The 21,956-nt window shown below is 43.8% G+C and carries 17 protein-coding genes and 1 other annotated feature; of the genes, 3 read left to right on the forward strand and 14 right to left on the reverse strand.

The annotated features are described in order from the left end of the window. Window positions 1-392: 392 nt before the first annotated feature. From leuB to AB840_RS10670, 4 genes are read right to left on the reverse strand one after another with little or no spacing between them, the layout of a single operon-like run. The gene (gene leuB, locus AB840_RS10655; protein WP_048514831.1) at window positions 393-1,460 is read right to left on the reverse strand and encodes a 3-isopropylmalate dehydrogenase; all 1,068 of its coding nucleotides are present in this window, start codon (window positions 1,458-1,460) and stop codon (window positions 393-395) included. A 2-nt stretch (window positions 1,461-1,462) separates the two neighbouring features. Continuing rightward, entirely contained in the window at window positions 1,463-1,951 is a 489-nt protein-coding gene (locus tag AB840_RS10660; RefSeq protein ID WP_048514832.1) for a 3-isopropylmalate dehydratase small subunit, read from the reverse strand. A 1-nt stretch (window position 1,952) separates the two neighbouring features. Further along, entirely contained in the window at window positions 1,953-3,212 is a 1,260-nt protein-coding gene (gene leuC / locus AB840_RS10665) for a 3-isopropylmalate dehydratase large subunit (protein WP_048514833.1), read from the reverse strand. A 39-nt stretch (window positions 3,213-3,251) separates the two neighbouring features. Next, window positions 3,252-4,994, reverse strand: a complete 1,743-nt coding sequence (locus AB840_RS10670; RefSeq protein ID WP_048514834.1) for a 2-isopropylmalate synthase — start codon at window positions 4,992-4,994, stop codon at window positions 3,252-3,254. A 68-nt stretch (window positions 4,995-5,062) separates the two neighbouring features. Continuing rightward, window positions 5,063-5,315, reverse strand: a binding site (T-box leader). A 348-nt stretch (window positions 5,316-5,663) separates the two neighbouring features. Here AB840_RS10670 and AB840_RS10675 point away from each other — a divergent pair. Next, window positions 5,664-6,539 (forward strand): phosphoribosylaminoimidazolesuccinocarboxamide synthase, encoded by an 876-nt coding sequence (locus tag AB840_RS10675; protein ID WP_048514835.1) that lies wholly within the window; start codon window positions 5,664-5,666, stop codon window positions 6,537-6,539. 57 nt (window positions 6,540-6,596) lie between these two features. Here the strand turns inward: AB840_RS10675 and AB840_RS10680 are convergent, their stop codons facing one another. The 5 genes from AB840_RS10680 to ade form a co-directional block, all read right to left on the reverse strand. Then, window positions 6,597-7,904, reverse strand: a complete 1,308-nt coding sequence (locus tag AB840_RS10680; protein WP_048514836.1) for an amidohydrolase — start codon at window positions 7,902-7,904, stop codon at window positions 6,597-6,599. Between the two features lie 23 nt (window positions 7,905-7,927). Continuing rightward, on the reverse strand, window positions 7,928-9,247 hold the full coding sequence (locus tag AB840_RS17850; protein WP_072061827.1) for a DUF3100 domain-containing protein: 1,320 nt from the start codon (window positions 9,245-9,247) through the stop codon (window positions 7,928-7,930). Between the two features lie 209 nt (window positions 9,248-9,456). Next, window positions 9,457-10,569 (reverse strand): 4-hydroxybutyrate dehydrogenase, encoded by a 1,113-nt coding sequence (locus AB840_RS10690; RefSeq protein WP_048514837.1) that lies wholly within the window; start codon window positions 10,567-10,569, stop codon window positions 9,457-9,459. 220 nt (window positions 10,570-10,789) lie between these two features. Beyond that, window positions 10,790-11,989, reverse strand: coding sequence for a PucR family transcriptional regulator (locus AB840_RS10695; RefSeq protein ID WP_048514838.1), 1,200 nt, complete (start codon window positions 11,987-11,989; stop codon window positions 10,790-10,792). Between the two features lie 63 nt (window positions 11,990-12,052). Further along, on the reverse strand, window positions 12,053-13,798 hold the full coding sequence (gene ade / locus AB840_RS10700) for an adenine deaminase (protein WP_048514839.1): 1,746 nt from the start codon (window positions 13,796-13,798) through the stop codon (window positions 12,053-12,055). Between the two features lie 204 nt (window positions 13,799-14,002). On the opposite strand from ade, the gene AB840_RS10705 reads away from it, so the two are divergent. Beyond that, on the forward strand, window positions 14,003-15,397 hold the full coding sequence (locus tag AB840_RS10705; protein ID WP_048514840.1) for an NCS2 family permease: 1,395 nt from the start codon (window positions 14,003-14,005) through the stop codon (window positions 15,395-15,397). 92 nt (window positions 15,398-15,489) lie between these two features. On the opposite strand, the gene AB840_RS10710 is transcribed toward AB840_RS10705, so the two are convergent. Together AB840_RS10710 and AB840_RS10715 are read right to left on the reverse strand one after the other, a co-directional pair. After that, complete coding sequence (locus AB840_RS10710) at window positions 15,490-16,086, reverse strand: hypothetical protein (protein WP_048514841.1); 597 nt, start codon at window positions 16,084-16,086, stop codon at window positions 15,490-15,492. Between the two features lie 162 nt (window positions 16,087-16,248). Beyond that, window positions 16,249-16,677: an RrF2 family transcriptional regulator gene (locus AB840_RS10715; protein WP_048514842.1), complete on the reverse strand. Its 429-nt coding sequence runs from the start codon at window positions 16,675-16,677 to the stop codon at window positions 16,249-16,251. Window positions 16,678-16,994: 317 nt separating this feature from the next. On the opposite strand from AB840_RS10715, the gene AB840_RS10720 reads away from it, so the two are divergent. Next, window positions 16,995-18,605, forward strand: coding sequence for a peptide chain release factor 3 (locus tag AB840_RS10720; protein ID WP_048514843.1), 1,611 nt, complete (start codon window positions 16,995-16,997; stop codon window positions 18,603-18,605). A gap of 28 nt (window positions 18,606-18,633) precedes the next feature. On the opposite strand, the gene AB840_RS10725 is transcribed toward AB840_RS10720, so the two are convergent. From AB840_RS10725 to thrC, 3 genes are read right to left on the reverse strand one after another with little or no spacing between them, the layout of a single operon-like run. Further along, window positions 18,634-19,371, reverse strand: coding sequence for a TVP38/TMEM64 family protein (locus AB840_RS10725; protein WP_072061828.1), 738 nt, complete (start codon window positions 19,369-19,371; stop codon window positions 18,634-18,636). Between the two features lie 12 nt (window positions 19,372-19,383). Next, window positions 19,384-20,271 carry a DMT family transporter gene (locus tag AB840_RS10730; protein WP_072061829.1) on the reverse strand — a complete coding sequence of 296 codons (888 nt, stop codon included), beginning with the start codon at window positions 20,269-20,271 and terminating at the stop codon, window positions 19,384-19,386. A 34-nt stretch (window positions 20,272-20,305) separates the two neighbouring features. Next, a complete protein-coding gene (gene thrC, locus AB840_RS10735; protein ID WP_048514845.1) occupies window positions 20,306-21,808 on the reverse strand; it encodes a threonine synthase in 1,503 nt (500 codons plus the stop codon). Window positions 21,809-21,956 lie beyond the last annotated feature (148 nt).

Genomic DNA, 21,956 nt, shown 5'->3' on the forward strand with positions numbered 1-21,956 from the left:
CACCTGGACTTTCTGCCGCCACAACGGGAAGCGTCATCCACAGCAGGACTGCGCCAGATAGACCGGCACACCATTTCATACGCTCTTTTCTTGATATATTTTTCTTCATGGCATTTCCTCATTTCTTTATGACATCTATTTTGATATCAAAAATCATTTTTCGCTTGCCATTATACCAAACATCGTGACCTCCTTCTACTCCATTCGGACAGAAAATGATCCATTCCGACATTTATTTTCAAAAAAAGTCATTTTTCAGCTTATTTTTAGTTTACTTTACAAGAAGTTATACTCTTGATCCTTTATTTTTTCTGCCCTCAATACGGCCGCAAAAAAAGAACTGCAGCAAAACATAGTTGTTCTGCCGCAGTTCTTTTACTGGGGGAAAAAATTTATAGATAACGTAATACGACTTGAGTCATCGTATCCGTATCCGCCTTTTTAAAGCCTTCTTTGTAAAGATCCGGCGTACGCCAGCCATCTGCCAGGGCCTGGTCGACAGCGGTCTCAATCATGGCCACCGCCCGGTCTTCATTGAGAGAATATCGCAGCAACATAGCCGCCGATAATATAGTGGCGCAGGGATTGGCGATTCCCTGACCGGCAATATCAGGTGCCGAACCGTGAATGGGTTCGTACAGACTAGTAAGCTCACCAATGCTGGCCGACGGCATCATACCGATGGAACCGCCCAAAACAGCAGCTTCATCGCTCAATATGTCTCCAAACAGATTTCCCGTGACGATGACATCGAATTGTTTTGGATTCATGGCCAGCTGCATAGCGCAGTTATCGACATAAAAGTGATTCAGCAATATATCGGGGTATTCCTTGGCCACCTGGATCACTGTACGGCGCCACAAGCGAGACGTAGCCAGTACGTTGGATTTATCGACGGAGGTAACCTTGCCACGCCGTTTTTTTGCTGCCGTCATGGCAAATTTTGTAATCCGTTCTACCTCGGGAACGCTGTAATTTTCCAGATCCCAGGCTCGTTCAACGCCATTGTGTATTTCTGATTCACATTTGTCGCCAAAATAGATGCCGCCGATCAATTCGCGGACAATCAATATATCGGTTCCCGTGACAATTTCCGGTTTAAGAGGAGAATATTCGGATAATACCTGTGATACTTTGACAGGTCGGAGATTAACATACAACCCAAGCGCTTTCCGTAGTCCCAAAACCGCCCGTTCAGGACGAAGAGATGGTTCTACGTTATCCCATTGGTCACCACCGACAGCACCAAACAGGATCGCATCGGCTTTTTTAGCCGCTTCAATGGTAGCTTCCGGCAAAGGAGTACCAAATTTGTCATATGCCGTGCCGCCGGCATCCCTGTTTTCAAAGGTCAGACCTATATGGCATGTTTCATCTATTTTCTGCAGTACCTTGACGGCTGCTGCCGTAATTTCTTCTCCAATCCCATCTCCGGGAATCACTACGATATGTTTTGCCATGTTTATTTATACTCCTTCACATAATTGATCAAGCCGCCGGCCTTGGCAATATCCTGAATAAAGCCGGGCAGCGGCGGTGCCTGAAATACATCGCCGGTGGTCTTGTCCGTGATTTTTCCGTCAGAAAGATCGATAGACAGCACATCATCTGCTTTGATTTTTTCGACATCGTCCCCGATTTCCAATACCGGCAATCCTACATTGATGGCATTGCGGTAAAAAATGCGGGCAAAGCTTGCGGCAATAATAACCGGAATGCCTGACGCCTTGATGGCAACCGGCGCATGTTCACGTGAAGAACCGCAGCCGAAATTATGACCGCCGACCATAATATCTCCTGTTTTTACATTGCCGGCAAAGGATTCGTCAATATCTACCATGCAATGGGATGCCAGTTCTGCAGGATCAAAACTGTTTAAATACCGTGCCGGAATAATGACATCGGTATCTATGTTATCGCCGTAGCGCCATACTTTACCTTCTAAATTCATCCTAACAAACCTCCCTTGGTGCTGCGATTTTACCCAAAATAGCGCTGGCAGCCGCGACCTGCGGGCCGGCCAGATATACTTCACTATCTACATGTCCCATACGACCACGGAAATTGCGGTTGGTCGTAGAAACACATTTTTCACCAGCAGCCAGTATCCCCATATAGCCACCCAGACAGGGACCGCAGGTAGGCGTGGAAACAGCACAGCCAGCATTGATAAAGGTTTCGACATAGCCCGCCTTTATGGCATCCATGTAGACCTGCTGACTGCCGGGAATCACGATGCAGCGGACATCGGGATGAACCTTGTGCCCGTCAAAAACAGCGGCGGCAATTTTCAGATCCTCCAGACGTCCGTTGGTACAGGATCCGATAATAACCTGGTCGATTTTGATATCACCAAACGTACCGATGACCTTAGTGTTTTCCGGCAAGTGCGGAAAGGATACAACCGGCTTCAAGTCTGATATATTAATTTCCACAGTACGGCAGTATACGGCATCACTGTCTGCCGTAACAATGTCATAATTATCGGCTGCACGTCCCTTTTCATAAGAGGCAGTTTGTTCATCAACAGGGAAAATACCATTTTTAGCGCCAGCTTCGATTGCCATATTGGCAATTGTAAAGCGATCTGTCATATCAAGAGCGGCCACACCTTCTCCGGTAAATTCCAGAGATTTATACAGCGCACCGTCGACACCAATCATGCCGATCAGCGTCAGCATAACGTCTTTACCGGTAATATCGCCAGGCTTTGTACCTGTCAGATGCACGTTGATGGCATCAGGAACTTTAAACCAGGCCTGCCCCGTTGCCATCGCCACGCCTAAATCTGTCGATCCGACGCCGGTGGCAAAACCACCCAATGCGCCATAGGTACAGGTATGAGAATCGGCACCAATAGTCAGCATGCCCGGTGCAACAATCCCCTGCTCCGGCAGCAGAACATGTTCTATGCCGACACGGCCTACTTCAAAATAATGTTTGATGGCGTGCTTTTTGGCAAAATCACGGACAATTTTTGCAAGGCCCGCTGATTTGATATCTTTATTTGGTATGAAATGATCAGGTACCAATGCAATCTTTTCCTTATCAAATACAGGTCTGCCAATTTTGTTGAATTCTGCAATAGCCGGCGGCGCTGTAATGTCATTGGCCAAAACCAGATCCAGATTGCAGGTAATCAAGTCGCCGGCTTTAACGGAAGGTACTCCGGCGTGCCGGGCTAAAATTTTTTGTGTCATTGTCATTCCCATGTGTATTCATTCCTCCAGTGCTATTTTTATTGCCTTGCATTAATGTTGTCCTACGCTGGCTCTGAACTGTCCGACTTCAGCCGGCGATGATTTCAGGGCGCGGAACCGTACTCGTTCCGTCATCCCTTCCATGCGATTGATTGCCGTGACGAAAGCCATAATAGAAGCCGTAATCGTATCTGTATCAATACCCGCCCCCCATGTCGTCTTGCCGTTAGTATCGGTCAAGCCAAAATAGGCAATTCCCCGCGAACCGGAATCCCGATCCAGATCATGCTCACTATAGACTAAATTAGTAATGGTGATGCCATACGCTTTACAGATAGCATTACTGACGGCATTAAGCTGTCCGTTTCCCTGTCCCTGCAAAATGACTTCCTCTCCATTGGCCTGCAGTAAAATCTGACCGAGCCAGCGGTCGGCCCGTTTTTGCAACGAGAAATTTTCCAACCGGATCGGATCCTTGGTATTGACGTAATACTGACTGAATATCTGATAAATTTCCGCCGGCTTCAATTCCTGATGCTTATGATCAGATACTTCCTTCACAAAATAGCTGAAATCCTCCCGCATTTTCTTCGGCATATTGACATCATATTTTTGTTCCATAATAAAGCCTACGCCGCCCTTGCCGGATTGGCTGTTAATACGAATCACATCGGCTTCGTACCTGCGGCCTACATCATGTGGATCGATATAGAGGTAGGGAACCGTCCAGTACGCTTCGTCGCGTTCCTCGCGGAATTTCATTCCCTTGGCAATGGCATCCTGATGCGAACCGGAAAAAGCGGCAAATACCAGCTTGCCGGCATAGGGCTGACGGGGATGCACTTCCATGCGTGTCACCCGCTCATACATATCGATAAGTTCCGGCATATGAGAAAAGTCCAGTTCAGGATCAATTCCCAATGCAAACATATTCATACCAATCGTAACGATATCTGCATTACCGGTCCGTTCTCCGTTGCCAAACAGGGTACCTTCAATACGATCTGCCCCAGCTAACAGTCCCATTTCCGCATCCGCTACACCACATCCCCGGTCATTATGAGGATGCAGAGACAATACAACGTTTTCCCGGTATTTGAGATGCTGCGAAAGAAATGCAATCTGAGAAGCATAGATATGAGACATAGACATTTGGACCGTTGACGGCAGATTGATAATCGCTTTGCGATCCCTGGTCGGCTGCCAAACGTCCAGTACTGCATTACAGACCTCCAGGGCAAACTCCGGTTCTGTTCCAGTAAAGCTTTCCGGTGAATATTCAAAGCGGTAGTTAGCGCCGGCTTCTATTGTTAAATCCCGCAGCAATCTCGCTCCGTCAACAGCAATTTTCTTAATTTCAGCTCTGGATTTGTGAAATACCTGCTGCCGCTGTGCCACTGACGTGGAATTATATACGTGCACGATAGCATTTTTCACTCCTTCCAGTGCTTTAAAGGTCTTGCGGATAATGTGTTCCCGCGCCTGCGTCAATACCTGAACCGTAACATCGTCAGGAATCAGATCCTGCTCGACTAAGGTTCGTAAAAATTCATATTCTGTTTCTGAAGCTGCCGGAAAGCCCACTTCAATTTCTTTAAACCCCATATGGACGAGAGTTTTATAAAATTCAATTTTTTCATCCAGACTCATAGGGATGATCAAGGCCTGATTACCGTCCCGCAAATCTACGCTGCACCACGTCGGCGCCTTATCTGTGCATTCTTTTTGCGCCCAGGACATATCAACAACAGGGGGCATATAGTATCCTTTTTTATAATGTTCTACATTTTTCATTTTGCATCTCTCCTATGGTCGTAAAAAAAGTAAATTGCAAAATCAAAATAAAAAAAATCTCCCGTCTCCTAAGAGACGAAAGATTATATTCTTACGCGTTACCACTCTAATTCATACCCGCAGCGGGTATGCTCTCTACAGGTACGGATGTACTATCGATACCCTCCTGTCTATTAACGGCCAGGCCCCGGCTCCACCTACTGTCGATCGTTCAGCGAGCTGCTTAGAGACGAGTTCACTTTCATTCCATTACTGCTTTTCACCTTACAGCAGTTCTCTGTAAATTTCCTGAAACCTACTAATTCTCTTCAACGCATTTTTATTTTGACTTGTTGATGTGTATATTAGCATACCCAAAAGAATTTGGCAAGGGATTTTCAGCATTTTTTCCGTATTTTTTTAACTTAAACCTTTAACTTTGAAAGTTTTTTTCTAAAAATAACAGTTTGATTTGTTGTGAGATCCAATTTTTTTGCATGAATTTCTCTTTATATCTCCATGCAATATACAATTATCGTTTTTATTATTGTTATAATCTATATCGTTTTAACTATTTTTTTCATATTTAAATCAAAAAAATAGAAAAATAGAATCGACCATAAAATAAATATATGGTATCATAATACTTGTTCAAGATATATTAAGAATTTTTTAAGTGGAGGCCTACAGATGAAAGAATACACACCCTTTAAATCAGGAAAAGTACGTGAAATGTACGACGCCGGCGACAGTATCATTATGGTAGCGACAGACCGGATTTCAGCATTTGACCATATCCTGAAAAATAAGATCACAAAAAAAGGCGCCATCCTTACACAGATGTCCAAATTTTGGTTTGATTTTACCAAAGACATTGTTCCCAATCACATGATTTCAGTGGATAATGCCGACATGCCTGAATTTTTCCGGCAGCAACAATTTACCGGCAACAGCATGAAATGTCAAAAGCTGACCATGATCCCCATGGAATGCATCGTCCGCGGCTATATTACAGGCAGCGGCTGGGAAAGCTATAAGGAAAACGGTACGGTCTGCGGTATCCGACTTCCGGCTGGTCTTCAGGAATCGGAAAAGCTTGCCGAACCGGTCTTCACTCCCAGTACAAAAGCAGAAATAGGTGATCACGATGAAAATGTATCCATCGAAGAAGGCGCCGTTGTTCTGGATAAAACCTTCCCTGGAAAGGGCATGGAATATGCTGAAAAAATCCGTGACTACACGATTGCGTTATACAAAAAATGTGCAGACTATGCTCTTTCCCGCGGCATTATCATCGCAGACACAAAATTTGAATTCGGACTTGACGAACAGGGCCGTGTCGTATTGGGCGATGAAATGCTGACACCGGACAGCTCTCGCTTTTGGCCTTTGGCAGGCTATCGGGCCGGCCAATCTCAGCCTTCGTATGACAAGCAGTTTGTCCGCGACTGGCTTAAAGCAAATCCGGACAGCGATTATCTCCTGCCCCAGGAAGTTATTGATAAAACCATTGAAAAATATGAAGAAGCCTTTCATATGCTAACCGGCAACAAATTCGATAAATAACAATATAAAAAACACGCTGCATTATAAAATAGCAGCGTGTTTTTCTATATCATGAATCTAATGAATCGAATCCATAAAATCAAGATATCCTTCTTTTGTCATAGGTGGTTTAAAATCGGATAAAACAGTTTCCAGCCCGGACGCATCATCATACAGCAAATCAATCAGCGTCAGCACCATAACTTGCGTCGCCTTAACAAAGGCCGTGCGCGGGTCAACAAGCTCATAATCCGCACTGTGCAGCGCGCCATGGACACAGCCGATATGCGGATGAAGCACCGGCATAAGGTGAGATACGTCTCCCATATCCGTACTGCCGGCATTCTGCGGTGGATGAATAATATGCTGTCCGCCAAAAATACCGCGGCTATTGGCTTCCAGCAATGCTGACAGTCCCGTATCCTGATGCAAGGGCAGATCCCCTGGCATATTATGGATTTCACATGTCGCACCAATTGCATCGGCGCCAGCCTTCAAGGCTCGGTCAATACGATCATTATATGACTTCATAGCCTCGGCAGAGGCTGCCCGGACATAGCTTTCCATGCGAACAAAATCTGGCACAACATTGACCAGATCACCGCCCTGCGTAATGATAGGATGAAACCGCACATAGTCTTCTTCCCGGAAGGTTTCCCGAAGAGCATTGACCCCCATCATCCCCAGCATAGCCGCATTCAGCGCATTGACGCCCAGGTGAGGCGCCCCGGCAGCATGGGCTGCCTTACCGTGATAATCGATAATCTTGCTGATAAACCCGTTTAGAGAACCGCCAATTTCTATAGTTCCCTGCGGATCATCCGTCGTAGCGACGTGCATCTGCAGGGCCGCATCAATATCATCAAATTCTCCTCGATAGATCAGTTCCTGCTTGCCGCTGAGGAAATGAATTTTTCTGTGTTCTCGCAACTCATTGCGATATTCCAATTCAATACATTCTTCAGCCGGAACAGCAAAAAAGACGACGTCCCCGCCTAAATACTGCATGGCGCCCGTATCCTGCAGCGCCATCGCCACACCCAGCATATCAGCAAGCTGGACGTAATGACCGCAGCAATGCGCCGCCCCCGTCGCAGTATCCGCTGCCGGATGGCGGCGGCAGATAATCGCATCCAGTTCTCCCAAGACAGCTACGGTACGGCGAGAGGATGCCCCTTTCAAGCGGCCCTTGACACCTGTAAGTGCCATTCCTGTCTGATAAGGAATCTGTAGTTCGTCTAGCTTTTTCTGAACCTTTTCGGAGGTTTTCAATTCCTTATATCCCAATTCTGGTTCATCAAAAACAGATTGTCCGAATTCCACCATTTCACGGGCACGCTTTTCAACAGCAGCACACACTTGCAGCTTCAACTCTTCTTTATTCATTTGCTGCCCCTCCCTTTTCCAGATTAAAAAATACCTTCTACATGAAGCATAATTTCGGCCATAATCGTGGCACAGATAAAGGACCCGGAAGCTACCATAATTGCTACTGGCACAATACGCCAGGACAGGCGCTTAAAGGCGGGAATATCTTTGCCCAGAGACAGTCCTCCGTAGGCCAGTATCGGCGTTGTCGTTGCCAGAAAATTAAAGTTTTTTGTGTGCTCTAAAATATATTCCGTTCCTGGAATTCCTGGTATAGAGCAAATTACAGCAAAAATGGATACCCAGAATACAGCAGGCAGCTTACGCAGACCTGGTATATGCGCAATGCATAGTCCGATAAAAGCTATAATAACAAGTAGAATGGAACCGATCATGCTGTCAGGAACAGAAGCCTTATACCCGACCACATTTGCAACAAATCCTAAAATTCCAGTCAATATCAGAATAAGAAGATTATCGGATAGGGTCAGGTGCTTCTGATCCTGCAAGGCTGCGGCATCTTCTTTCGCCTGCTCAGCAGCGGCTTGTGCCTGTGCGGCAGCCTTTGCTTCATCAGCTACTGAAATTTCTTCATGTCGTTTGCGCCCGGTTACCCATTCGTAGACCTTGACGGTAACCGGCAGAGAAATAAACAATGCGAAATAAATCCCAATAACTGAAGTCATGAGATTGGCGGCGCCGGCATACGCCTGAATTTTCTGAGCTTCTTCGGGAAAAACAGCGACAATAGAACCCACAGAGGCCGCCATCATGCTGGCACTGCCGATCCCGCCGCCCATAGCCAGCGCATACGGATGAAAAATCCCCATACGGGCAACTACACCGGCTAAAATAGATATCCAAAGCGCGCCAAACAAGGTCCCGCAGATATACATTCCCATAACACCGCGGCCTTCCGGTGAAAAAATACCATATTTTTCAGCTACAATAGCAACATTCGGCTCTCTGTCAATAGAATAACAGGCGCCTACTGCTTCTCGCCCCATTTTCAAGAATAATGCCATAGGCAGTCCAAAAATCAACGTACCGAAGAAATGGCCAAATTCCTGCATGATCAGTGCTAACCCTGAGTTGAGCAGCATGTGCAGATTGGGTCCAATACCTAAGCCTATTTTTACAATCAGATAAAACATAGCAATCGGCATAAACATACCGGCATTTTCCATCATTTTATCCGTCATAACATGAAATTTAGGATAACTGAGTATGCCACCAAGAACTAGCGCATAAAATAAAGGCAAAAAAACGACGAGGCCAAACTTCTGGATACCCACCAGTTCAGCAATAATGACGATACATAAAGCAAATATATGTATACGCCATGTACGTAATAAATCCACTATAAATCCTCCCCCTCTACAATAAATCCCATAAAAAATGTAAGTATATCCGCAATTTCCCCATATACTTACATTTAAATTGTACACTGATTTATGAGGTTTGGCAAGATTAACATTCCCATCATATGTACATATGAAGATTCCCTTGCTATGACGATGCAGCCTATCATCATCATTTGCAAGGGAATCTGAGATAACGGTAACCTTAGTTAGAAAAGAGTTTGATAGATGCCGTATACGGCATCAGCATCCAGAACCACAAAATTATTTGCCATAAGACGGCCCTGATTAACCATGACAGAAGATGTGAATTCTCTCAAGTCTTCTTGGTTCACACCATATTCATGAAGTGCCTTTTTAGGCAGAACGATATTCAACAGTTTTTCCAATTCGACATATACATCTTTTACTTTACAATCAAGTAGTCCGGCAATAAAGGTATTCATTGTGGCAATCTCACCATCGGATTTGATCGTCATATAACAGTTCATGACACCCGTAAACATGGCATAATTCGATTCACCATGAGGCACATGGTATTTGGCCCCTAATGGATAACTCAATGCATGTACGGCTGCGCAGCCGGCGTTTCCAAAGGCAATACCGGCATAGTTGCTGGCCAGAAGAAAATCCTCCATCAGACCTGCACGTGCTTCGGGGCCTTTATCACGTATAATCAAGTATCCCTTCAAAATCTTTTCTATGGCCCTGTAGCTGAACATTCGTGTCGCTTCATTGGCTTTAGGCGACAGGCACGATTCCACTGCGTGCGTGAGTGCATCAATCGAGCTGGTAGCAAACACCTTAAATGGCAGGCTCTTCAATAATTCAGGAATTAGGATAGCAGTGTCGCCATATAATTCATCCACTGCCAATCCTTTTTTCGTATTGCGGCTGATCAGTGCCAAAACGGATACATTAGTCACTTCACTGCCCGTCCCGCAGGTCGTTGGCACAAGAATAAGTTCTTTATCTTTCTCATAGGGAAGCTTGCCATCAAACAGCTCCAAAACAGGAGACGGCTTCTTCAGTGCAAACAGTTTGGAAATATCCAATACGGTCCCGCCGCCGATGGCAATAATGCGTTTTACGTTCTTTGGCATATCCCGGTACATGTGTTCCACCATTTCATCAGACGGTTCGCCGGCACCATATTTTTCCTGAAACATAGTTGCGCATTTTAAATTCAGATTCTTAAAGTTGGGGTCATAAATGTATTCATTGGTAATTATCAAATCATTTTCGCAGAGATTCATATCCGCTGCAAACTCTTTGCACGTTTGATAGAGCAGCGTCGTAGGTTTAATCATAAATTTATCCATTCTTCAGCCTCCTCTTATATATTTATATTATATCAAAATCACATCATGCATTACAATCCCGTGCAAGTGCGAATACAGTCTTCAAAAATATGCATCTGCGCATGGGTCATGACAAGCGATCCAATACGATATCGCCAACATATTCTTCCTGCGGGACTCCTTTAAATACATCATTCAGGCAATTTTACCGTATTTTTTGGATTATAAATTTTTATATTTCTTATTCGTCCAAAAAAAAACGTTCTTCTTGCAGTACTTTCCAATAATAATGGATATGACAAGCTAAAAAGCATGTAAACCGTGTACTTTCGTCATTTAAATTACATCCGAGAAGTTTTTTAATTTTTTGAACCCGGTATGCAACCGTATTTCGATGTGCATATGTCTCCTTGGATACGGCCTGTATACTGCCGTTGTGTATCAAATAAGACTGCAGTGTTTGGAATAAGTCCCGCTGATGCGATTCATCATACTGCAACAAGGGTCCCAACGTACGGTCATGGAGTTCACGCATGGACATATCATCCGTTTGAGAAAAGAAAAGAGCATAAATTCCCAAGTTACCAAAATATTGAAATTTTTTTCCTTCCATATGGGCCCATGCCAAGGCATAAACGGATTGCCGATAGCTGACTGTAATTGTTCGCAAAGAAAGTACTATCATTCCACAGCCAGCAGCCGTGATCGGTACGGCCGGAGTTTTCAGCGTCACCGGTGAACACAGAAGTTCGAACAACCGGCGTGCTTCTTCTTTGGGTGTATCCTGTAAAATCAAAATAAAAGCTTTTTTAGAAGGGAACAAAATATACGACGCAGATTGCTTATTTAAAATAAATTTATAAGATGTCAGCAGGGTATCCATATTGTCAGGATGATGATCTTTGCCAAAAAATAAAGACAGGACCTGATAAGAGCTGTTTTCGCCATATCCTTGTGCTTTTAAATGATTGATTGCCTTTTCAGTCTGGGGCGGACAAAAAAACAGCTTCCGGCATGCTTCGATAATTTCATATTCCTTTTGCTTGGTTAAAAAGAGCGAATATAAAAAGGATTGTGTAATATCGGATAGCCGCATACGCCATGGCATCACAAACAAAGGAAATGAATAGTCATTGCATATATCAATAATATCCTGCTCAATATCCTGCCGGACAAGGTATTTTCCGATATTGATTACAAGACCGGAAGAACCCACTTGAATCAGAGCAGTAATGAAATTTTTCAGCCACGGTTTCTGATTATCTTTTCCCAATCCGGTCGTGAAAATCAATTCATTTTGAAGAAGAAATGATGCATAGTCGATATCTTCCATAACCTGAACCCACGACACTTCCCGTGAAAGGCCGTCCCTGCCAGCCAGCAGCACCAATTCATAGGGATTATTTTTCTCATCAAATAAGCGACACAATGCAATAGACATAACAGCCTCCTGTGTTTACAAATTCCGACTTCAGTATACAGTAACGTGCCCCAGCGTATCGCTTTATTCCATCTCAATAGGGATAAAACCGAACTGCTCCACATCAAAAAGTCCCGTATCAAGAAGTTTGATTTTAGGAATGACCGGCAATGACATAAAACATAAGGTCATGACCACGTCTACAACAGAGCTTACACCCAATATAGTATGGGCCTTATCGTATATCTGCTCCATTTGATCATCAACCCAGGCGCCGCTCTGATCACTCATCAGTCCGGCAATAGGGAGCGGCATGGAGGCCAGTATTTCCCCATCTAATATAACAGCAATCCCCCCTTTCATCGACGTCAGTGTCCGTACCGCCTTTGCCATATCGGTATCATTAGTGCCGGCGACAATAATATTATGCGAATCATGCGCAATGGAAACTGCCACAGCACCTCGTTTAATGCCATAGCCGCGCAACAGTCCCAAGCCCACATTACCGGTACCATGATGTCTTTCAACAACAGCAACTTTGACAATATCCATATCCGGCGAATAAACAAAATTACCGGAAGAATCCGTTTGCACCAAAGCAACGCCCTTGCCAGTTACAACGCCGCCAGGAATAATATCAATGGTGCGTACTCGATGGCCTTTTAAATGCATTTTTAATTTTTCTTCGGTAAAATCAGCAATATGGATGGTAGAGCCGACATCGCTATACGCAGTCCGCGTAAATTTCGGTATATAATGTCCCTGTGATGCAACTTCGGTTCCTGCAATAAACGTTTTCCAGACATTAAATTCTCGGAGATCTTCAAAAATAACGATGTCCGCCCGCTTGCCAGGAACAAGCGCCCCGCGATCTTCCAGCCGATAGCATTCTGCCGCATTCAATGTCGCCATCGTAACAGCTGCTTCCGGTGACAAGCCGTTTTGGACGCAAATACGCAGATGTTCGCTTAAATGTCCCTTAGAAAAAATAGTCTTAGGATGGAGATCATCAGAACACAGCAAAAACCGCCGCAGAGTAATCGGTGTTACCGCCTTTATCAGGTTTGGAAGATCGTGACAGGCCGAGCCGTTGCGAAGCATAACATACATCCCCAGAGCCAGACGTTCCTGTACATCCTGAACCGTAAAGCATTCATGGTCTGTCTGGATACCCGCTGACACATATGCCTGCAAGCCGCTGTCATGTAGGCCCGGGCTATGCCCATCAATTGGCTTGTGTGCTTTATATGCCTCCATTAATTTATCCAATACATCTGGATCTCCTGCCGTCACACCGGGGTAGTTCATAAACTCTCCCACCCCCAACACCTGGGGATTTTTCAGAGGTTCTGCCATATCAGCCGCATAAATCACCGCACCGCTGTGATCAAAAGAAGTAGCGGGGACACAGGACGGTACCATGAACTGAATGTCCATAGCTGTTTTTGCAGCTGCACGGATCATATAATCCAGTCCTTTAATACCGCATACATTCACAATTTCATGTGGATCAGCAATGGCTGTCGTCGTACCCAATGGCACGAGGAGACGCCCAAATTCTTCCGGGCTTAAATAGGAGGATTCAATATGTATATGGCTTTCAATCAAACCAGGCGCCGCGTATCGTCGGCCCGCATCAATAACTGCCCGGCCCTCATAACTGCCCCCTATGCCGGCAATGACTCCGTCAGCAATCACCATATCTCCCTGTAGGATAGATTGAGTATATACATTGATAATATTACAATTTTTAATGACCAGATCGCCGGGAATTTCACCCTGTGCAACGGCAATTCTTCTTTTTAATGCATCTCTGTTTTGTACAAACATGATTTGGCTCCTTTTCCGACCTCATACACACACCTTATTGTCTTTATTATAAATCAAAATACGTATATAAAAAAAGTTTTTTAATAAAATGGATGCATAAAATATTGAAAAATTTATAAAACAGTTGCTCATTCGGACATATCAGCATATAATACTTATGTTCTTTATCATTTATCATATATTTATATGCGAGGAGCGAGTATTATGGAAAATAACCTTGGATTTTTGGACCGATGGTTCCATCTGACAGAAAATCACACTAACGTTAAAACAGAATTGCTGGCAGGGATTACTACATTTATGACAATGGCATATATTCTGGCTGTCAACCCGACTATTTTAAACGCCGCAGGAATGGATAAGGGGGCTGTCCTTACAGCAACCGCATTGGCTTCTTTTATTGGCACTTTATGCATGGCGGCCTTTGCCAACTATCCCTTTGCCTTAGCACCCGGCATGGGATTGAACGCATTTTTTGCGTATACAGTGGTACTGCAAATGGGTTATACCTGGCAGATGGCACTCGCCGCCGTTTTCGTAGAAGGTGTCATATTTATCATTTTATCCCTGACAAATATTCGGGAAGCTTTATTTAATGCCATTCCCATGACCCTGAAAAAAGCGGTATCCGCCGGCATCGGCTTATTTATAGCACTGATTGGTCTATTGAATGCCCAAATCATCGTTGCTAATCCGGCTACAAAAATTTCCCTTTTTTCCTTTAAACAGTCAGTCGCAGCCGGCACATTTTCTACGGTCGGGATCACGGTTCTGCTGGCCATGATAGGCATCTTATTCACAGCAATTCTCATGGTCAAAAAGGTCCGCGGCAATATCCTCTGGGGGATCTTGTTTACATGGATTTTAGCTGTTGTCTGTGAGGTGACAGGCCTGTATATCCCCAATCCGGAGATGAAAATGTTCAGCGTAATTCCGGATTTGTCCGCTGGTGCCGCGGCTTTTGCGCCGGCCAGCATCACGCCGATTTTGGGACAGCTTGATTTCAGCCGCATATTCAGTGTTGATTTTCTCGTTGTAATGTTTGCTTTTTTATTTGTTGATATTTTTGATACCTTAGGTACATTGATCGGCGTATCCTCCAAGGCGGACATGCTGGACTCCAAGGGGCGTCTGCCTCATATCAAAGGTGCGCTTATGGCAGATGCTGTTGCGACCACGATAGGGGCAGTGCTTGGTACAAGCACGACAACGACTTTTGTCGAAAGTGCAACCGGTGTCAGCGAAGGCGGCCGCACAGGTCTTACAGCCGTTTTTGTTGCCATTTTCTTTGCTATTTCTTTATTTCTTTCTCCTTTCTTTATGTCGATTCCGGCCTTCGCAACGGCACCTGCCCTTGTCATTGTAGGTTTTCTTATGCTTACTGCTGTCGTTGGAATTGACTTTGACGATTTCAGCGAATCCATTCCCGCTTACATCACTATTATTTCCATGCCTTTTTGTTACAGTATTTCGGAAGGTATTTCCTTTGGTATTATTTCCTATGTTGTCATTAACTTAATTACAGGCAAGCGGGAAAAAATAAGCCTTCTTATGTATATACTGGCCGTTATTTTTGTTTTAAAATATATTTTACTGTAGTTTGCAGAAAAACTATTCAAGCTGCATAAAGCCCCCGCCAGGATCAACCTTGACGGGGGCTTTGCTATTTCTACACAGCTTTTGCAAAATAATTATTTTTTATATTTTCTATCATCATCTGACGGGGTAATATCGATTGTATATGTTTCACGACGTTCTTTTTCTCTCATCGCTTCTTCATATCCGCGCCGGTAGGCATCGTCGTTGCGTGAAGACGAACGACGATTTCTGAATTTTCGCCAAAGGCTCATCCCCAGCGATACGACGACCATTACCAGTACGACATTGAACAAAACACCCAAAATATCTGCCATAAATCCCATATTTCCCCATCCAAAAAGGCTACTCAGCATGCTTCCTAAAAACATGCCACCTGCCAATAGACCAATATTTCGCATCGTGCCTCCCCACGCTGACCCAGTCTGATTTGTTTTAGCCTGAGTGCCTGCCTGTGTATCGGTTTTAGGCTGGCCTGTCTGACTCTGGGCCCCTGTAGTTCCCGTACCTTTCGCGCTCGAATTCGTATTGGGAGAAGTCTTCTGCGGTGCTGTCGGCAGTGCCTTAGATGCCGGAGCAGACATACGAACCCCTCCCCCTTTCGCTGCATAACTTGGTGAAGACATGGACGGCACAAAGGTAATGACCATAAACCCTGTCAAACAAATGATTGCTGCCTTTATTCCTTTCATATTCCTCTCTCCTGTTCGTAATCATAATAAATTAATTTTAGTCATTATTATACAGGATATAGTCAAGAAGAGCAAATTTAACCACAAATTGTTTTAAAAAACATGAATAATAAGCGTTGACTGGCAATACAACCAGTACCCTCCTTCAACCAAAATATTTTTTTATTTCATTTCAAAAGAATCTGCATGATTAAACATCATGTCATATAACGTGAAGGTTGAAAAATATTCAGTCAGCTTATGCTGAATTTGGCATAAGGAATTATGAACACTGCATCCATCATACTGTCTTTTTCGATACGGACAAAAATACCCGGATTCCAAACAGCTACTTACCATATTTTCTCTGTCCATTACAGTAATCAGATCCATCAGGGTAATATCATGAAGATCCCTTATCAGACGGCAGCCTCCTTGAGCACCGCGGACGATTTCAATATAACCGGCTTTTTCCATCTTTTTTGAAATTTTATAGGCAAACTGTCTCGGTATCAACTGATCATCACTAATTTCTCTGATATTTTTTAATTGCATGTCAGTCAAAGACCGTAAAATTCGTGTTGCATAATCTGTTTCTCTTGTAATAATCACAATGAATCCCCTTTTATCTATATTTCATTATTTTTTAACAGCACTTACTTGCAACTATACGCATTGCATTGTATACATTGGAATTTCATCAGCTCACTTTATAGTATATATTCATCACACATTCATTACTATTATACACAAAAAATCACGATTTTTCATCTTCTTTACATGATATATATGCATACTATAATGCTTATGATGTTATAGGTTTCGTTGTCTTTGCCGCTCCCATACGACTCCCCTCTTGCATGACATGTAAAAAGCTTATATAATTAAATGTGATTGTATTATAGGTATCTATATAAACGAGGTGTAACATGTCTTTAGTTGATGAAGTAAATAACCGCCGCACCTTTGCCATCATCTCTCACCCGGATGCCGGCAAAACGACGCTTACAGAAAAGCTTTTGCTGTACGGCGGCGCGATTCATTTAGCGGGCTCCGTAAAAGCAAGAAAAACGACCAAACATGCGGTGTCCGATTGGATGGAAATTGAAAAACAGCGTGGTATTTCCGTTACTAGTTCGGTCCTGCAATTTGATTATGAAGGACATCATATCAACATTTTGGATACGCCGGGGCATCAGGATTTCAGTGAAGATACATACCGCACTCTCATGGCAGCAGATAGTGCCGTCATGCTTATTGACGTCGCCAAGGGCGTAGAAGCGCAGACAAAAAAATTATTCCGTGTCTGCAGGGAGCGAGGCATCCCTATTTTTACATTTGTCAATAAAATAGATCATTTTGGGCGCAACCCTTTTGAACTGATGGATGAACTGGAACAGATTCTCGGAATTCACGCGTATCCTATGAATTGGCCCATCGGGATCAATGGAAGCTATCAGGGAATTTATGACCGTACAAACGCATCTATTGAGCTTTTTGAGAAGGATACATCGCATGGTCAGCATAAACTAGCATCGACAAAGGGCGCTGCTGACGATCCTGTATTTAAAACCTTATTGGAGGATGATGTGCATCAATCTCTGATTGATGATATTGAGCTTTTGGATGAGGCCGGTGATACGCTTGATATGGAAAAGATAAAAAACGGTCAATTGACTCCTATGTTTTTTGGCTCGGCCATGACTAACTTTGGAGTCAAGCCTTTTCTGGAAAAATTTTTAGAAATGGCTCCTAAACCACAGCCGCGAACCTGTCAGGAGGGCATTATCGAACCGACAGCGGATCAATTCACTTCTTTTGTCTTTAAAATTCAGGCTAATATGAATCCGCAGCATCATGACCGTATTGTATTTATGCGTATTTGTTCCGGTACATTTGAAAGGGGAATGTCTGTTACACACCGCCAATCCGGAAAAATTTTGCGCCTTATGCAGCCGCAGCAATTTTTGGCTACTGAGCGAACGATTATTGACGATGCCTATCCCGGTGATATTATCGGAGTCTTTGATAATGGAACTATGGGCGTAGGCGATACCTTGTATTCCGGCAAAAAGAAAGTAACCTTCAAAGATTTTCCGACATTTCCACCAGAACTTTTTGCCCGTATTCGTGCCAAGGATTCGATGAAGCGCAAACAGTTTCTCAAAGGAATGACACAGCTGGCACAGGAAGGCGCCGTACAAATATATGAAAATCTCGGTTCGATGGAAAGCTATATTGTCGGTGCCGTAGGACAGCTGCAGTTTGAAGTACTGGAATATCGGCTCAAGCATGAATACGGCGTAGATCTGGAAATGAATACACTCCCCTTCACAGTGGCCCGCTGGATTCAGACAAACGGGCACGATTACAAGGACTTAAAAAATATTGACAGTGCCATGCTCGCTAAGGATCATAAGCAGCGTGTCGTCCTGCTCATCGCCAATGAATGGCAGACTAACTGGATTATAGAACGCAATCCTGATTTTACTTTTTGTACGACACCAGATGAATTAACGCTTGATCCTCAGGAAGAATAATATATATTTTATAAAAAAAGGATGCTCTTTATGAGCGTCCTTTTTCGTCATTTAAATCTTCTTTGATTTTATTTAACACTTTTTTGGCCTTTCTTCGCCGATTCCAATACCATAATCCGCCATATACAACCGCAACAACAATGACGAGAATCGTCAAGCGCATGGAATTATCCTCCAGCATGACTAAATCGTGCCCGACAACAACCTCCACTGCCACTGAAGGCAGCTTTCCTATCAGACAGCCGACAGCATAATCACGATAACTAATATGACTTAACGCTCCCAGAGCCGTTACCAAACCGTTAGGCGAATATGGAACAGCTCTGGCAATAATCATGGCCTTCAAAGTGCTGTATTCATCGAGCTTGCTAAGCATCCGGCTCTTTTCAATAATTTGCCGGGCCTTATGCCGAAACAAGGTTCGCATAAAAAAAAAGCTGATAATAACACCTATTGTCTCAGCAAGCCAAGAAACAATTGTACCGGTACCAATACCAAATAAAACCCCGTTAGCCGTAGAGATGAAAATAGACGGTAAAAATCCAACAATATTGATAACAATATCGATGACCATACTGACAGCTATCGCCCACACGCCAAAGGAACGTAAATATTCAATAGTTCCTTCCATATTGCCACTCATCGATAAATCCCATACCGTGCGGTAAAAATCAGGAAGCACAATATGAATCCCGCCTAATACGGCCAAAAGCCCCACAAAAAAAAGGATTTTGATATGTGTTTCTGTGATTAGTTTATTGTTCATAAGACTCCCTTGTCAGTTCTCCTGTCGTCTAACTGTCACACTGGCACGCTGGGCAATCTTATCATGCTTCAGTTTCGTTAAATACATGGAACCGCCAATAATACCTATTCCGCCAAGGATGGTCAGACCAGTCAACGTTTCATCAAAAATCATATATCCCCACAGCGCATTGAAAAATACGCCGATATATGCAACAAAACTAACGACAACCGGATTTGCCTTGGCATATGCATCCGTCATCCATATCTGCGCCACAACGGTCACAATTCCCAAAGCAACATATAAACTCCATTCCCGCCGATCTGGAACCTGAAAATCCAACCCCATCAGGAGTGCTCCTGAAATGCAGGCACAGACCAAAAAATACAATACAATTTCATATTGATGATGTCGTCCGGACCCGGTAAGCTTGCTGACAGTAGTATACGCCGCTGCCGCAAATACCGCCTGGGCCATAACAAAAAGAGAATACACATTAAAAGATGAAAAATTCCAAGGTCGTACAACAAGACATCCGCCTAATATAATGACAATCAAAGGCATACCCGCCCCCTTGGGCAATACTTCTTTCAAAAATATAGCAGCAAACAGCATAACAAAAAATGCGGAAAGCTGAGATAAAATAGACACATCGGCTAACGGCATACCTCGTAGGGCATAAAAGATACAAATCATACCGGCGCCGCCCATAATCCCTCGAAAAACAAGTGTCGGCCGATCTGATTTGGAGAAATGGATATGCTGAATCCGCATAAGACCCAAAATAAGAACCGAACTGAAAAGACCGCGAAAAAAGGCTATCTCACCCGTTTCCATCGTATACGACAATTCTTTGACGATGACATTTTGAATACTAAAAGCCAGCGCCGAAAAAATCATATAAATTATTCCTTTACTCAAACTCCAGACTCCCTTAGCGATATAAAAAAAATTCTTATGATTTTTGACTGATTGAATCTACAAAAGATAGCACAGCTTGTTTCATTTCTTCCTTTGGAATAGCATCACTGAAACGGACCGGTTTATTTTGCAAATCAGCCAATGGTTTGGGCAGGGCAATACCTGTAACCGCACCGATATCCGTCAGCATATCGAACGGATCCGCAGCCGTTTTGAGAGCCAGCGCTTCACAAATGACGGGGGGGAACTTATACGGATGAGCCGTCGACATAATGACGGTATGGCGGCTGCTTCCCATGCCCTGCTTGTGCCGATTCAGATAAACTCCATATGCAACTGCCGTGTGCGGATCCAACAGGTAGCCATAATCATTATACACATGATTGATCACTGCCCGAGTTTCAGCATCATTGATCCAGCCTCCGGCAAAATCCTTTCGCAGGATCTTCAAAGACTCCGTAGTCACAGCCATACGCCCCGTAGTCTGCAGTTCTTTTTCCCATTGTGCAACTTTTCCTGCATTTTCACCACTGACATAAAACAAAAATCGTTCGAAATTACTGGATAGCAAAATATCCATAGACGGACTTGATGTCGTGTAAAACGGACGCTTCATGTCATATATTCCAGTTTCAAAGAAATCTGACAATACATTATTTTTATTTGATGCACAAATGAGCTGCCCAATAGGAATACCCATTTTTTTAGCAAAATACCCGGCTAAAATATTGCCGAAATTGCCCGTGGGGACAACAACATCAAAAGCTTCACCTTCATTTATGCAACCCGTATCTACCAGCGACACATAGGTTGATACATAGTAGGCCACCTGCGGAAACAACCGGCCTACATTAATGGAGTTGGCGCTGGAAAATAAAACGCCCTTTTTATCAGCATATTCGTTAACAGCCTTATTAGTAAAAACACGCTTCAGAAAACTCTGGGCATCATCAAAATTACCATAAATAGCAGACACTTTGACATTATTTCCTTCCTGTTTCTGCATCTGCTGCTTTTGCATAGGACTAACACCCTCACTGGGATAAAACACCATAATATTTGTCCCCGGTACATTTTTAAATCCCTCGAGAGCAGCCTTTCCCGTATCTCCGCTCGTTGCCGTCAAAATAAGAATGTTCCGGTCTTCTTTTTCCTGCTTTTTGGCCGCTGTAAGCAAATACGGAAAAAGAGACAATGCCAAGTCTTTAAAAGCCAGCGTTCTACCATGAAACAACTCTGAAATACTCAGATCCGTGTCCATGGAGTGAAGCGGTACAATCTGTTCATCCCGAAAGGTTTCCTCATTGTAGGCAGATGCAATCATTTGCTTACGCTCTTCGTCAGAAAAATTAGTAAAGAAATGCGACAAGACAACAGCCACTATCTCCTGATACGTTTTCCCGGCCAGTTGTTTATAATCCAACACATTTTCCGGAAAGGATTCCGGAACATATAAGCCACCGTCCTGCGCCAAGCCATGCAGCAAGGCAAATGACGGAGAAACACATTCTGAAGAGCGGGTACTTCTAAAATTCATTGGATGTCTCCCCCTTTTAGGAAATATATCTAAAATTACCGTAGTGTATATTATAACACACATCGGCCTGTATAGTGAAAGGTTTTCTTCGCCTTTTCATTATATATTCCCGTTACAAAAAGACAGCACAAAACATGTTGGATTGTGC

The organism is Megasphaera cerevisiae DSM 20462 (genome assembly GCF_001045675.1).
GTDB classification, from domain to species: domain Bacteria; phylum Bacillota; class Negativicutes; order Veillonellales; family Megasphaeraceae; genus Megasphaera; species Megasphaera cerevisiae.